Origin of the sequence: Nostoc sp. (assembly GCF_036919675.1) — a bacterium.
In the GTDB taxonomy this organism is placed as follows: domain Bacteria; phylum Cyanobacteriota; class Cyanobacteriia; order Cyanobacteriales; family Nostocaceae; genus Nostoc.
The window spans coordinates 40,395-53,816 of the sequence record NZ_JBALCP010000029.1 but is presented as its reverse complement, the minus strand read 5'-3'; the positions used below and the strand labels follow the sequence as shown (position 1 = coordinate 53,816).

At 45.7% G+C, this 13,422-nt stretch carries 13 protein-coding genes and 1 pseudogene; 8 read left to right on the top strand and 6 right to left on the bottom strand.

The window, feature by feature from the left end; genetic code table 11:
* Positions 1-53: 53 nt before the first annotated feature.
* Positions 54-1,982: an alpha-amylase family glycosyl hydrolase gene (locus tag V7K49_RS04240; protein WP_334867258.1), complete on the bottom strand. Its 1,929-nt coding sequence runs from the start codon at positions 1,980-1,982 to the stop codon at positions 54-56.
* A 676-nt stretch (positions 1,983-2,658) separates the two neighbouring features.
* Between V7K49_RS04240 and V7K49_RS04235 the strand changes: the two genes are divergently transcribed.
* Positions 2,659-3,720, top strand: coding sequence for a hypothetical protein (locus tag V7K49_RS04235; RefSeq protein WP_334867260.1), 1,062 nt, complete (start codon positions 2,659-2,661; stop codon positions 3,718-3,720).
* Between the two features lie 141 nt (positions 3,721-3,861).
* On the opposite strand, the gene V7K49_RS04230 is transcribed toward V7K49_RS04235, so the two are convergent.
* Genes V7K49_RS04230 through V7K49_RS04210 form a run of 5 tightly spaced genes read right to left on the bottom strand, consistent with a single transcriptional unit; the run spans position 3,862 to position 6,473 of the window.
* Positions 3,862-4,038, bottom strand: coding sequence for a TMEM175 family protein (locus V7K49_RS04230; RefSeq protein ID WP_334867262.1), 177 nt, complete (start codon positions 4,036-4,038; stop codon positions 3,862-3,864).
* On the bottom strand, positions 4,035-4,487 hold the full coding sequence (locus tag V7K49_RS04225; RefSeq protein ID WP_335204637.1) for an FAD binding domain-containing protein: 453 nt from the start codon (positions 4,485-4,487) through the stop codon (positions 4,035-4,037). Before V7K49_RS04225 ends, V7K49_RS04230 begins: the two co-directional genes overlap by 4 nt.
* Entirely contained in the window at positions 4,472-5,206 is a 735-nt protein-coding gene (locus tag V7K49_RS04220) for an FAD binding domain-containing protein (RefSeq protein WP_335204636.1), read from the bottom strand. The genes V7K49_RS04225 and V7K49_RS04220 overlap by 16 nt, the downstream gene beginning before the upstream one ends.
* Complete coding sequence (locus V7K49_RS04215) at positions 5,203-5,784, bottom strand: NAD(P)/FAD-dependent oxidoreductase (protein WP_335204635.1); 582 nt, start codon at positions 5,782-5,784, stop codon at positions 5,203-5,205. The genes V7K49_RS04220 and V7K49_RS04215 overlap by 4 nt, the downstream gene beginning before the upstream one ends.
* Positions 5,785-5,828: 44 nt before the next feature.
* The gene (locus V7K49_RS04210) at positions 5,829-6,473 is read right to left on the bottom strand and encodes a DsbA family oxidoreductase (protein WP_335204634.1); all 645 of its coding nucleotides are present in this window, start codon (positions 6,471-6,473) and stop codon (positions 5,829-5,831) included.
* 131 nt (positions 6,474-6,604) lie between these two features.
* Here V7K49_RS04210 and V7K49_RS04205 point away from each other — a divergent pair, with 131 nt between their 5' ends.
* The 7 genes and pseudogenes from V7K49_RS04205 to V7K49_RS04175 all read left to right on the top strand — a co-directional run bounded on the left by V7K49_RS04205 (position 6,605) and on the right by V7K49_RS04175 (position 13,419).
* Positions 6,605-7,552, top strand: coding sequence for a LysR family transcriptional regulator (locus V7K49_RS04205; RefSeq protein WP_334867271.1), 948 nt, complete (start codon positions 6,605-6,607; stop codon positions 7,550-7,552).
* 94 nt (positions 7,553-7,646) lie between these two features.
* The gene (locus tag V7K49_RS04200) at positions 7,647-9,506 is read left to right on the top strand and encodes a protein kinase domain-containing protein (protein WP_335204633.1); all 1,860 of its coding nucleotides are present in this window, start codon (positions 7,647-7,649) and stop codon (positions 9,504-9,506) included.
* Positions 9,507-9,581: 75 nt separating this feature from the next.
* Complete coding sequence (locus V7K49_RS04195; RefSeq protein ID WP_335204632.1) at positions 9,582-9,731, top strand: hypothetical protein; 150 nt, start codon at positions 9,582-9,584, stop codon at positions 9,729-9,731.
* Positions 9,732-9,760: 29 nt separating this feature from the next.
* A complete protein-coding gene (locus V7K49_RS04190; protein WP_335204631.1) occupies positions 9,761-10,462 on the top strand; it encodes an aldo/keto reductase in 702 nt (233 codons plus the stop codon).
* Positions 10,463-10,468: 6 nt separating this feature from the next.
* A pseudogene (locus V7K49_RS04185) lies at positions 10,469-11,820 on the top strand (IS4 family transposase); the annotation flags it as partial.
* Between the two features lie 423 nt (positions 11,821-12,243).
* On the top strand, positions 12,244-12,597 hold the full coding sequence (locus V7K49_RS04180; RefSeq protein WP_335204630.1) for a nuclear transport factor 2 family protein: 354 nt from the start codon (positions 12,244-12,246) through the stop codon (positions 12,595-12,597).
* A gap of 336 nt (positions 12,598-12,933) precedes the next feature.
* Entirely contained in the window at positions 12,934-13,419 is a 486-nt protein-coding gene (locus V7K49_RS04175; protein ID WP_335204629.1) for a MarR family winged helix-turn-helix transcriptional regulator, read from the top strand.
* Positions 13,420-13,422: the final 3 nt, after the last annotated feature.

The window sequence follows — 13,422 nt, the reverse complement described above, 5'->3', positions numbered from 1 at the left end:
GTGCGAAGGATGAAAATTTTGCTCCTTCACACTTGATTATTTATCTGAAATTTCTAAGATTCTCTTCCCGATGCCCAGGTATCACGCCATTTTACAGTCCCTTCTTTGGCAATTACCCAGCGACGATTTACAAGATTTTCACGCAGAGGCGATCGCCCCTCCCGCCACATGGCATATTTATAAGCAATCAGCTTACCAGTACTCTCATCAAAGGGAATCTCGGCAGACCAGGTATTCGAGTTGATGTACTCTAGGGGATATGCTTTGCTGATATCCCAGTTACCTAACTCTGGGCAATCTCCAGTTACCACAATGATTTCACCGGGTTGGGTATCCACACCATTGAGTTGGACGCGCACAATTGTCTGTGCTTTTATCCGTTCCCCAACGTGGCTGAAAACAATCACTCCCCGTTCTTCTAGTACTAAGTCATAAATCTTACCATCTTTCACTTCATACTTATTGCGAGTCACTACGCAGGTATGTTCCCCATCGGGCAATTCTGTTTCTACTTCTGGGAGAGTAACTTCTCCTCCCCGGTTTAAAGCTACAAAACATAGGGAGTCACGATAACGACGCACATAACAGTAAATGTCGGGGGTGAGATATTTTTGCCAGTGACTACCCATTGACACGGCAGGATTTAGTCGCCGTAAACCAGACAGCAGCCTGATGCAACGATAAATCTCACTCTCAGGATCCCAATTTTCCATCATTGGGCGGTTATAAGGGTCGTTACCACCGTCGGTGTCGTTATGCAGATACTGTTCTGTACCGTAGTAAATGCAGGGAATGCCGCGAGATGTCATAATTAAGGCGATCGCAACCTTCAGCATCGCTGGATCGGGGTTCAGCGATTGGAAGCGGCACATATCATGGTTATCGATGAAAGTGACTAATTCTGCTGCCCCGTTATAGCGATAATCCTGGTCAAAAATGTATTGAATTGTTTGGAATCCCATCTCTGAACCTTGCCCCAGTGCGGCTCGGATTGCCACACATAACCCAAAGTCTAGAAGTGTCATGCCTGAGTGGTTAACAAATTCCACTGAGAGATCGTCAGTAGGATTACTGTAAATCCATTCACCAAAAATAAATACATCTGGTTTGTGATTGCTCATATCGCCAGTGAATTCTTGCCAAAACCAAATGGGCATATGCTTGACAGTATCCACCCGCAGTGCATCTACACCGCGATCTAGCCATTGTTTAATGGCTGACTTGATATACTCACGATATTCAGTATTGTTTTCATTGAAAGTTGCTAAACCAGACAGTTCACAATTCTGCACTTGCCAATCGTCTTCCCAGTTTTGCACTTCGCCATAGTGGTGATACCAATGATTGACATCATCATTGAAGTCAGCAATTTTCACACCATCATCATACAATTCTCCTTTGCTACCGCTGGTATCAGGTGTGCTATGGTTGCAGACAATATCTAGCACTAGCTTCATATTGCGCTTGTGCAGTTCTGCAATTAACCGATCAAAGGTTGTATTTTTTTCTTCTTGGGTAGCATTTAAAGAAGGGTTCTCTCCTTCAGCAATATAGCGAGGATTGAGCCGTTTAAAGTCTTTTGTCCAATAGCCATGTAGCGCTGCATTACCAACAAATAATTCTTCAACCTGCTCAAACAGTGGAGTTAGCCAAAGGGCAGTCACTCCCATATTTTTGAGATAATCTAATTTATCGATGACACCTTGCAAGTCACCACCCCAGTACTTACCCCATTCTTGTCTACTTGGATCGTACAGTTCTGAGTTTGCACCTTCGCTGTTATCTTGATCGCCATCATAAAAGCGATCGACCACAAGAAAGTAAATGGTTTCCTGACGAAATTCAATATCTCTGGTGTAAAGAAACTCTAGGTCAATCTCAGTCTCTGATGGTGGTGTTTCTATAATAGCTTGTACTTTTTCGTGTGCAGAATCAACTTTGTATTGATCTGGTGAAAACTGAGATGGAGGGGTTTGTACCATAAAAAAAACTCAAAATTTCATGAAATTCACGTTTTCACGTTTGTAGAACCAACAGTACAACGTTTCGAGTATTGTGTGTAACTACAAATTTCGCTATTGTGACATCCGGCCCACGGTGTAAGGATCTATCGCTAGCTAGTTCCTAATTCTATCGATAGATATAATTCATCTGCTAGAGAATAAAAACCAAACAATATAGCAATTATTAACAGTAATTGCTTGATCATAAAAATTTACAATATTTAGTCAAAGTCGCCAGCGGTAAATACTGAGCCGATGATATGGGAAGTCAGCGTTTTGTAGAGTCTGATTACAGCAAGGCTTAATTAGCGCTGGAGATTAGCTGTCAACAAGGTTTCGTTATCCCTGAGCAATACTGAGTAAACGACGTAAGTTAAGTCGGTGGGAATAAATCAAACTATGTGTTTTGCAATGTAAAATTATTGTAATTGATTTGGTAGTCAGCGGCTCCAGCCCTTTTTTGCTCGCGTAGCGGACGCACCAGAGGACTTTAGTCCTCTCTACGAGACGCTATGGGAACACTACAAACCTTTTTATTTACGCCGTCCTACTTAGTTAGTCAACTTTTTCTCTAGAAGATTCGCTCCATTGGTAAACTGACCATTGTCACTTTCAATCTGTTATTACTATCAAAGAATTAATTTAGGTAGCAATTATGACAAAATATGACTTGGTTTTTAACTCACCAAAGACATCAGAGGAATCACTAAGTCCAGAGGAAGCGGTGGCGGCGATCGCAACTGTGACTGCGATCGCTGATTCAGCCATTGAAGATGTAGATGCAGAAAGTTTAGCGGGTATCCTCTGGGAATTCGAGGTCTTCGAGGAATACTCAGAAGATGAAATCGCCGAAATAGTTGATAGACTCATAGGCATTGCCGAAGAAGAGGGAATTGGACCCCTGTTTAATACCGCCAAAGTATCTCTGTCTGAAGAATTAGTGCTGGATGGTTTTGCAGCTGGGGTGATAGTGCTTTTAGACGATCAACTCGCCATCTCGAAACCGAAACAAGCCTACCTCAAAAAGCTACAGGCAGCCTTAGAACTGGAGGATGAAGAAGCAGAGGAAATCATCAAGGAGGTAATTGCAGCCTTTAAAGAAACAGAAGAAGAATATGTAGACGACGAATATGCAGACGACGAAGATGAAACAGTAGTCATAGAAGATTTTAGTCAACAGACATATCAATCACCCTTAGGTAACTTTACTGTGCAGATTCCAGTTGATCCGCATCAGGGTGGTAGAATTCAAAGCCAGGAAGGAGTAGTTGGCTTTTCTGATGACATCGGTACTTTGCTGAGAATCGATTATTATCCTTTCCCTCTAGAACAGTTAGAGGAACTGGAGTCTGTTGGACAAGAAGAATATTTACAAACAATCTTAGTAGACAAGTACGTACCGCAAGCGATTTTTGTGAATGTACCAGATGCTTCTGTGGAGTATAGCGAATATCTGAAAGATACTTTGCGAGGCGCTTACTACGTGTTAATCGATATGCCCAAAGGTTCGACAATTTCTAAGCAAGAAAATAATGGAACTGCGATCAGATTAGACGCTTACCGGGGGCTGCTCACCTTTATCAGTGGTGAATTTTTGTATATAGTTAGTAGTCAGCACAGCTTTATTAACGGCGAAACTCCTGATTCCCTTGAAGAAGAGGCGGAAGACATCAAGGAGAGTATTTTAGAGTTTGTTGAGACTATAGAGTTCACTTAGTACAGCTTTGCGTAAAAGCGTAGCGTTTTTAATGCAGGGGAACGCATTAACAATGTGGCTGATGCATTGGGATTGCATTGAATGTGTTCTTGATGGGTACTGAGAAAATCACGAACTTGACACTAGACGGGCTTCGTCGATTCAAGTGACATAGCTCAACAGGTGCGGTGCAATGTGCATCATTTCACTGGTCACTTCTGATGGAGCCGCGTGAGACAGATCCGGTAGTTTAATTTCAGTTACCAGTAGGGTGATTGCGATCGCAAACACGCCATTGCTAAATGTCTCAAACCGATTCAGGCTCATTAATGACTTCATTGCTCTCCCTCCCAGCGCTCTGGGCCATAGATAAACTGGGATTGCTCTCCCAAAGCTTGACCATGTTTCCATAACCGCATTCCCAGCGCCAGTTGATCGCCTTCCCAAGCGGAGAGTGCTTTTGAGACATCCTGATGAACCATGAGGGCATCAACGAGCGCGATCGCGTTTGCTGCTGCTTTTGAGGTACTCGCTGCGGTGTGCGGGCGGGGGATGAACGCTGCATCTCCCACTAAGGCAATGCGATCAAATGTCATTTGGGGCACACCCAGATCCAGAATGGCTTGCACAAACGGTTCTTTTGTTGCTGCCACTAGCTTTTGAAACGGAATAACTAAGACTCGATTCGCATACAATCGCATCTCCTCTTCTACAGATGGCGCGATCAGACCGGGTGGAATCGAGAAATCTCGACGCTTGCCGTGCTTATCAGTCAGAATGTGCGGCAATTCAGAATGTGCGGCAATTCAGTTGTTTGATCGTAATTGACATACCACACCCAATTAAAGCGACGTTTTCCCGGCACAAGCGACTCATTCTCGCCTGGAATGACGTATTGCAGGATGTGTGAATTGGGAAACTGATAGAACACAAAGCGCTCGGTAAAAATGGCAGCCGTTTCTGGGTCTAGCTCCCATTCATCAACTAAGCCGCGATAACCGACATAGCCTGCATACTGGGGCGTGTAGCTAGGCAGCAGCAATTGGCGGATGGTCGAATTCGGCCCATCGGCTCCTACCAATAAATCGCCCGTCTCACGCGTACCATTCCCAAATATGGCTGTCACCTGATTGCCGTTTTGCTCAATCTCGCTCAAGCATTTCCCTTGATGGTAATGCTCATCTGGAAACTGCCGCCGCATCGAAGCGTAGAGCAAGTTCCAGGAGGTCAAGGTTTGACGCATCGGCATTCGTTGAATGCTGCCATTTTGCTTCAAGTAATAACGCTCCTGCGCCACGACACCCAGTTTGTCCTGGAAAATGCCCGCGCGTTGAAACGCTTCAATCACATCAAGCTGGAGCACAATGCCGCCGCCGCGACTATCGAGCAGATGAGGCGATCGCTCATAAATATCGACCTGCCAACCAATTGATCGCAGCAGGGTTCCCGTAAATAGCCCTGCCAGTGATCCACCAATCACAATGGCACGACAATCAGTAGCGTTCATCTATTTTCCTCCAGATATTTAATGCGATTGTCTTTAAACTCAGCTTTGATGCCTTCGCGCAACAGCAACAGTTCAATCCCAAACTTAACGGCTTGCTGCCGCGCTCTCTCAGCTAAATCTGCCCCGCGAATTCCTTTAGGAAAACCCATGTAGTTCTCAATCAATGAACTCGTACCCGCTTGTCCACCCACCGCGTGACGCTCAATCAAAACCGTGCGTAGCCCTTCGGATGCAGCATATACTGCCGCACTCAAGTCCGCCGGGCCTGCTCCATAAATTGACAAATCGTATTCACGGAATTTTGGCTGTGTCACCCAACCCAGTCGTTGAGCAATTTCTCGAATGGAAGGCGAGAAAAGTTGCGTGCCATCTGGAAACTCAACCATTGGCAAGCGGAGATCACTTAGGGCTGAAAACCCTAGTTCTCGATTACAGTCTTGATCAATCGTAAGTTCAATCCAATCAAATTCCACCACACTGCGATTCAGGAAGTCTCGAATTTCATAGGCTTCTGCTGAATTCGGTAAACCATAGAGCCGAACTTTTGCAGCAGATTGTGCAGTTGTATCATTCGTCATTGTTTTGTGATTATTGATTTGAGTTGTGATTGCAACAGGCGTGATTAAGCGGTTGCTAATTCATTCACTGCTTGTTGCAAAGCTACCCGAAAGACTTCAACTGATTGCGCTCCAGATATGATTTCTCTACCAATGCGAATGGCCGGAACACCATGAATTCCTTGGGCGATCGCTTGTTGTTCCAAGTCTTTGACTTCTTGAATTCCTGCTTCTGACTCAAGAAACGCCTTCACTTGAGCAGGATCAATCCCGATCTCTGCTGCCAAAGTTGCTAGAGTCTCAACATCGCCAATGTTTCGACCTTCTGTGAAATAGGCATTAAGAATGCGGACAGCTATCTCAGTCGCTTTGCCCTGATTGCCTGCAAACCAGGTCAATCGATGTGCTTTCAGGGTGTTGGGCGTGACACTCATCAGGTCGTAGCGGAAGTTAATATGATCAGCTTGTGTTGCCTGCACCGTTTTTGCGTCCAACCCTTGCGAGTATTCCCAACTGCCAAATTTGCCAGTGCGATAGGCTTTGCGATCCATTCCGGCTGCTGGCATTTGCGGATTTAGCTCAAAGGGAAACCAGAGGTACTCAATCTCAATAGCAGAATTTAGTTGCGCGACCGCTTGATTCAACCGCGTTTCTGCCACTAAACACCAAGGACAAATGAAATCAGAAGTAATTGCGATCGTCAGCGTCATTGTTGCCTCCTTTGGGACTATTTTGCAACTGTTGATAGTTTCACTTTAATCTCATTTGAAAAGAATGTTAATGTACTAAATACGCTAAATACCTTTGCGTTTTTTGCAATAATCAGTTCCGGGAGGAGGCGATGGATCAACTGGCAGCGATGCGATCGTTTGTCAAAGTCGTAGAAACTGGTGGCTTTTCTGAAACTGCACGGCAGTTAGGGTTAGCCGTCTCCTCGGTGACGCGCCAAATCAATTCCCTGGAAGCGATGCTGAACACTCAGTTACTCAACCGCTCCACGCGCAGCATCACGCTCACACTACAGGGGCAGAAGTATTACGACAAAGCCGTGCAGATTCTGCAAGATGTGGAAGAAGCCAACATTTGTGTTGTGGAACAGGGTGATATTCCGCACGGCACTTTGCGAATCAGTCTGCCTGTGACCTTTGGGCGGCTGCACATTGCTCCGATTCTGAGCGATTTTCTGATTCAGTACCCAGAAGTGAAACTCGACCTCCAACTGAGCGATGGACTCGCAAACCTGGCAGAAGCCGATCTAGATTTGGTCATCCGCATCGGCAACCTCGATCGTTCCAATGCCAATCTAATGGTTCGCAAACTCGCGACTTACCATTGGCTGGTCTGCGGTAGCCCAGCCTATTTTAAACAACAAGGTAAACCGAGTCATCCCAACGACTTAACTCAGCACAATTGTTTGCTGTTTGCTTATTCCACAAATCATCAAATCTGGCGCTTCCAGCGTGAGACAGAAGTGTGTGAAGTGAAAGTGAGTGGGTCTTTAGTAGCAAACCATTCGGAGATACTGCGTCAAGTTTGTTTAGATGGCAGTGGTTTGATCTTGATGCCAACCTGGTTGATCGGTGAAGATATTAAAGCTGGACGATTGCAGGCAGTGTTGTCTGATTTTCAAATCTCTCCACAAACTGATCCAGATACAGGTGTTTATGCATTGTATTTACCCAATCGTAAGCACTCGCTACGTGTTCAAGTGTTCATGGATTTCCTGATTCAGCAATTTGGCAATCCGCCCTACTGGGAGACAGACCCGTTCTCAATTCAGTGTCCATAACTCATCAACTCATCTGATGTACATTTGGAAAGGGCGATGTCTGACGACAAGCCCAGAGGCGAAGTATCTCCGGTGTCTACGCTTGTGATTTTTCATGACTTTAACCCTGCTAAACAATCGCTATCGAGTTATCCAAGTAATCGGCGCTGGTGGTTTTGGCGAAACCTTTCTGGCAGAAGATGTCCATATGCCATCTCGCCGTCGCTGTGTGATCAAGCAACTCAAACCGATAACCAATAATGACCCGCAAACCTACCAACTTATCCAACAGCGCTTTGAACGGGAAGCAGCAACCTTGGAGTATTTGGGTGAAAGTAGTGACCAAATTCCCAAACTCTACGCCTACTTTTCTGAGAACGGGCAATTTTACCTCGTCCAAGAATGGATTCACGGCCAAACCCTGACAAAAATTGTCGAAGCCAAAGGATTTGAGAGTGAAACTGCTGTTCGGCAAATTCTCTTGAGTCTGCTTTCAGTCTTGGATTATGTCCACAGCAAAGGCATTATTCACCGGGATATCAAGCCAGATAATATTATTCTCCGTTCTGTTGATAGCAAGCCAGTTTTGATTGATTTTGGTGCAGTCAAAGAAACAATCCGTTCCGTGGTGAATTCTCCAGGACACCCGACGCGATCGCTGGTCATTGGTACGCCTGGGTATATGCCTAGCGAACAAGCCGTTGGCCGCCCAGTTTACGCCACTGATATCTACAGCTTAGGTTTAACGGCGATTTATCTGCTGACTGGCAAACACCCGCAAGAACTACTAACTGATCTCAAAACTGGGGAAATACTTTGGCTTCAGTTCGCCCCTAACGTCTCTTCCCAATTGGCGGCGGTACTCAATCAGGCAATTAAACCTCATGCTGGCGATCGCTACAGCACTGCTAGTAAAATCTTCGATGCCTTGCAATCTGCTAGTAATATACCTCCTGAGTCAGGTGCAAATGCTTCCACAGTCATTTTTTCTCCCACTGCGACATCGACTCGACAAACCCAACCATTATATTCCCCGCAAAAAAATTCTGCGATCGCAGAGTCTTCCTCTGGTGGAAACTGGCAAAAGCCTGCTGTGATTGTTGGTAGTTTGCTGGTAGGTGGCTTGCTTGGTGCGATCGCAATTGCTAACATCACTCGTCAGCAACAACCAGAAATAACCATTGCCACAAGTCCCACCCCATCGCCAAAATCTTTGCCTTCCACTCCTGCATCTCCCGAACCACCTGTTTCTTCCCAAACTTCTCCAGTTCCAGTTGTACCGATCTCACCACCACAACAGCCAGTAATTCCCGATTCTTTGCCAACCTTTAATCCCCCTGTTGTATCCACACCACTGCCAAAAAAGAAGCCTGTAACTTCAGATACTCCAGCGCCAGTAGCAGTATTCACACCACAGCCAGAACCAGAGAATGAGGCGATGCCAAAGGCGGGCAATGCCAACGCAGTTCCCACACCAGAAGTGCGTTCCACACCACAGAACAAGCCCCGGAGTAAATTAGCTGCCACTACCAGCAGACAAAGCGTCCCCGCATTCCCTACAGGTACAGCAAGAAACATCGTAGAAGCTACCCTCGGCAAACCAAATCAAGATTTAAGAGGCGCATGGCCCAAGACGCGTGCTGTTGTTTACAAACTAGTGCCAAACAAAATTGACCTTGGCTACTTATTTGATCGTAATTCTAAAGTGCTGCGTCAAACTGAGGTAGCTTTTGCTCAATCGGTAGATCCGCAGGTAATGGAGGCTACCTTGAATGGAATGTTAGATGGGCAAGCCACTGAAGAAATGAAGCAGGGACTTAAACAGGTACAACAGCGCCAGTCTGATAATTTTAGTTTTCAGAATGGCTCAGTTAAAGGTCAGATTATCCGCCAAAAATGTGATTTTATTTACATCAGCATTTGGGATGCAGATTTACATGATTTTGTGAGTCCATCGACAGCCAAAAGGTGTTAGTTACCTGGGAAAGATTGTTCTTAAAAGTTTAAAGTACTTTATGCAACTAGAATTGGCATCAACCAAACTAATTTCTTGATCCCCAATTACCTGCGATCGCTAGGAGTGCCAAACTATTGTGAACGCGATCAATCAGTTTCTCAGGCTGATCCACTAATATCTCAATCGGTAGATGTATTCGTTGAGTTGGTATTGTTTCATCAGAAAGGATTATTGGTCATTTGATTGCAACTCCCAACAATAAAATTACTAACATGCGGTACAAATTATTTGGCAAGAGTGGATTGCGCGTGTCTGAACTGTGTCTCGGCACGATGACCTTTGGTGAAGACTGGGGCTGGGGTGCGCCCAAAGACACGAGCCGTCAGATTTTCGAGACGTTTGTTGAAGCGGGTGGAAACTTTATCGACACGGCAAACCAATACACCAACGGGAGCAGCGAAAAGATTGTCGGTGAATTGATTGCTTCAGATCGAGAACGCTTTGTGGTTGCCACCAAGTATTCGCTATCGAATCAGATGAAAGATAGCAGCAAAAATCCTAATGGCAGCGGCAACCATCGCAAGAATCTCATGCAATCGCTTGAAGGCAGTTTGAAGCGCTTGAATACAGATTATGTCGATGTGCTGTGGCTGCACGCATGGGACTTCACCACTCCCGTTGAAGAAGTGATGCGAACATTTGATGATATGGTGCGGCAAGGTAAAGTGCTTTACATTGGCGTGTCCGATACGCCTGCGTGGATTGTGTCAGAAGCGAATACGTTAGCTCGATGCAATGGCTGGACGCAATTTATCGCACTGCAAATTGAGTACAGTTTAGTCGAACGCACGCCAGAACGCGATTTGTTACCGATGGCAAACGCCTTCGATCTGGCAGTCACACCGTGGTCACCGTTGGCGGGAGGTGTACTGTCGGATAAAGATGTCAAACTAAGTGATGAGAAGTTTGGCTGATGCAAAATGCCTAAGCGAACAAACCGTAATCCTGACCATGTCAAACGGCATAATACGCCTACGATTAATAACGAAGTAATTAGTCAACAATTAGAGGCTTTATTAACTCCAGCAATTGATCCTCAACAAAAATACTATAAGTAATTAGGATTGCGAAATCGTATAATTAATTTATCCTTAATGGTAGCAGCAGTATTAACACTTTTATGGAGACAAGTTCCTTCTGTTCAAGAGTTAACTCGTCTGTTAGCACGAGAAGATTTGTTGTGGTGTTGCGCTACTAAAATTGTTCAGCAGTCGCTAGCAGAAAGATTTTTAGTTTTTCCAGCAGAACTATTTGAACAAGTATTTAAAGATTTACTGCCTCAATTACAACACAATTGGCAGCAACGACTCAGGCGTCCAGTACCAGATAGTATTAAGTTTGCGTAGACGAATTTTGAACAACTTTGGGTGGCGGATGGAACAACATTGGAAGCTTTATTCCGTAAGCTCAAAAGCCTAGAAGACCTGAAAACAGGACAGTTAGCCGGAAAGATTTGTACAGTGATTGATTTGGTGACTCGACTACCAATAGAAATTTGGTTTCATACAAACCCATCGGCAAGCGATACTAATTTTGAGACACTGCTTCTGAATTTACTTCCTGCTAAAACCTTAGTTTTATTAGACAGAGGCTTTTATCATTTCCAATTTTTTCATCAACTTATTAATCAAAATGTTGACTTTATTACTCGATTAAAAGCCAAAGCATCTATTAAAGTATTAAAGGTATTTACTTACGATTATTCTGGAAAAGACCAATTAATTCAACTTGGCACTGGTCGAGGTGGCACTCCTATTCTAACTTTACGATTGGTGGAAATCCGCGTTGGGAAAGCGGACTTATATTACATTACTTCTGCCATTGCTCCAAATGTTTTACTTCCTTACGTTGTGGCTGATTTGTATCGACGAAGATGGAAAATTGAAGAGGCTTTTCACACGGTAAAACGTTTATTGGGATTGTCTTATTTGTGGACTGGTGAGCCACTGCGTTGGACGGGTTCCCCGGCTTGAAGCAAGTGGCGAACCCGAAGGGTTCTATTAATGGTATCAAATTACAGGTATGGGCTACTTGGTTATTTTATGCGGTTTTGGTTGACTTGGGGGACGCGATCGCCGATCAATTATCCCTTCCATTTGATCGCATTTCTTTAGAGATGGTCTATCGGGGTTTGTATCATTTTAGCGTCGCTTACGATAAAGGTAAAGCCACAGACCTAGTTCAGTACTTCACTGCAAAAGAAAACCAAGATTTAGGCGTGGTTAAATATCTCCGAAAGCCTGTCCCCAAGCTGGATTTATCACCTTTTCCTCTACCCCCTTGACAAAGCAGGGCTGTTTCATCCCCTAAAAGGCGCTGGTTTACAAGCGTTTCAAGCAAAAAAATCAGGTAACTAAAAAATCTGATTAGACAAGGAAATGGCATTTGCACTTAAATTTATCCGTTGAACTGGTAATTTTTCTTTTTCCCACTTCCCTAAATTTACCGCTCATACTCTTGACAAAATAATGACCTTATCGAATGAAACAGCCCTGCCTTGACAAAGGGGCAGTTCTCCTAACCTATCACAGATGGGTAGAACCGCCTATTCTCGGCACGGCGCACTCTAATATCTGATGGACCTCACACAAATTTATGTGTGCTGTGCACATTATCATTTCGCTCTTGCATCCTGAGCCTGTTGTGTGTATCCTACACATATAAGCGCGAACAGTGCAGAACTAGGGGAGTCGAGATGAAACTCGGGAAACATGGATTTCTGCTCGATGATTCTCTCTCGCGCCGCGAGGCCATGCGTCTTCTGACTGCGTTGATCTCCGGAGCTGCGCTGCTACCGTTGACTGGCGTCGCAGGCTTAGCCGAGGACGACGTAACCGGTCGCAGCGGCGAACGTGCCACCAAACAGACCAGCAAACCGAATACGGGCAAAAGCAACGGAGCCATTATGAATTCAAAGCATAAAGATTTGATATTGCAGGCTTACGCGGCGTTCAATCGACAGGACGCCAATGCATTGCTCGCTCTCGTGGGCGACGATGTCGATTGGCCGGAAGATGATGTCAGGCTGCACGGCAAAGATGCAGTCTGAGCGTACTGGCTCAAAGAGTGGGCAAAAATTCACCCGCACGATGAACCCGTCGCAATCAGTGATCTCTCCGAAGAGAGGAGCGCGGTCCGCATTGACCAAGTTGTCTATGCGCTAGACGGTTCCGTCATCTCAAGAGGCATGTTTGAGCATACGTGCCAGATCAAGGATCGGCTCATAGTGCGGATGGATCTCAAAAAACTGTGATGAGAGGAGAAGTGCTATGCGCACAGAACGCAACAAACTGACCGCCCTCTCACGCCATGGCAGCAAAGTCGTTGCCACCATTCTCCAGTTGCTGATCTATGTGCGTCTATAATGTCTGAGGGAGGCAATCGGATGTCATTAGAGAAGGTGCACAGTACACACATTAAGTCTGCTTTCCCAGGACTGCATCGTTCCCTCCTTGATATCGTCGGCGTTATGAATCGGCCCGAACTTGATCAAGCCATGCTTGAGATGGCAGGGCTGAGCCTCGAACCAGCCCTATTCACGCCCCTTGTGCTGATTGCCAAGTTGGGTCCGATCGGCGTGGTGAACCTTGCGGGGCGCGTGGGGCGTGACTACACGACCCTTAGCCGGCAGGTCGCACGGTTGGAAGAACTCGGTCTGGTAAGCCGTCAGATCAGCTCTGCGGATCGACGAATGCGGGAAGCGGTCATCACGCAAAAGGGCAAGATCGCGACAGATGCCGTAGATGAAGCGCGCGAACGGATCGCTTTGACGCTATTCCGGGGTTGGTCCCGCGATGACTTCGACCAACTCGTCCGGTTGATGCGAATGCTTGCCGACAGGCTGAACGAGACCCCCGGCGGCAACGCGTAATCG

Coding starts and splice junctions, on each gene's coding strand:
- V7K49_RS04240 (WP_334867258.1), bottom strand. CDS start 1,982: ATGGTACAAACCCCTCCATCTCAGTTTTCACCAGATCAATACAAAGTT.
- V7K49_RS04235 (WP_334867260.1), top strand. CDS start 2,659: ATGACAAAATATGACTTGGTTTTTAACTCACCAAAGACATCAGAGGAA.
- V7K49_RS04230 (WP_334867262.1), bottom strand. CDS start 4,038: ATGAAGTCATTAATGAGCCTGAATCGGTTTGAGACATTTAGCAATGGC.
- V7K49_RS04220 (WP_335204636.1), bottom strand. CDS start 5,206: ATGAACGCTACTGATTGTCGTGCCATTGTGATTGGTGGATCACTGGCA.
- V7K49_RS04215 (WP_335204635.1), bottom strand. CDS start 5,784: ATGACGAATGATACAACTGCACAATCTGCTGCAAAAGTTCGGCTCTAT.
- V7K49_RS04210 (WP_335204634.1), bottom strand. CDS start 6,473: ATGACGCTGACGATCGCAATTACTTCTGATTTCATTTGTCCTTGGTGT.
- V7K49_RS04205 (WP_334867271.1), top strand. CDS start 6,605: ATGGATCAACTGGCAGCGATGCGATCGTTTGTCAAAGTCGTAGAAACT.
- V7K49_RS04200 (WP_335204633.1), top strand. CDS start 7,647: ATGACTTTAACCCTGCTAAACAATCGCTATCGAGTTATCCAAGTAATC.
- V7K49_RS04190 (WP_335204631.1), top strand. CDS start 9,761: ATGCGGTACAAATTATTTGGCAAGAGTGGATTGCGCGTGTCTGAACTG.
- V7K49_RS04180 (WP_335204630.1), top strand. CDS start 12,244: ATGAAACTCGGGAAACATGGATTTCTGCTCGATGATTCTCTCTCGCGC.
- V7K49_RS04175 (WP_335204629.1), top strand. CDS start 12,934: ATGTCATTAGAGAAGGTGCACAGTACACACATTAAGTCTGCTTTCCCA.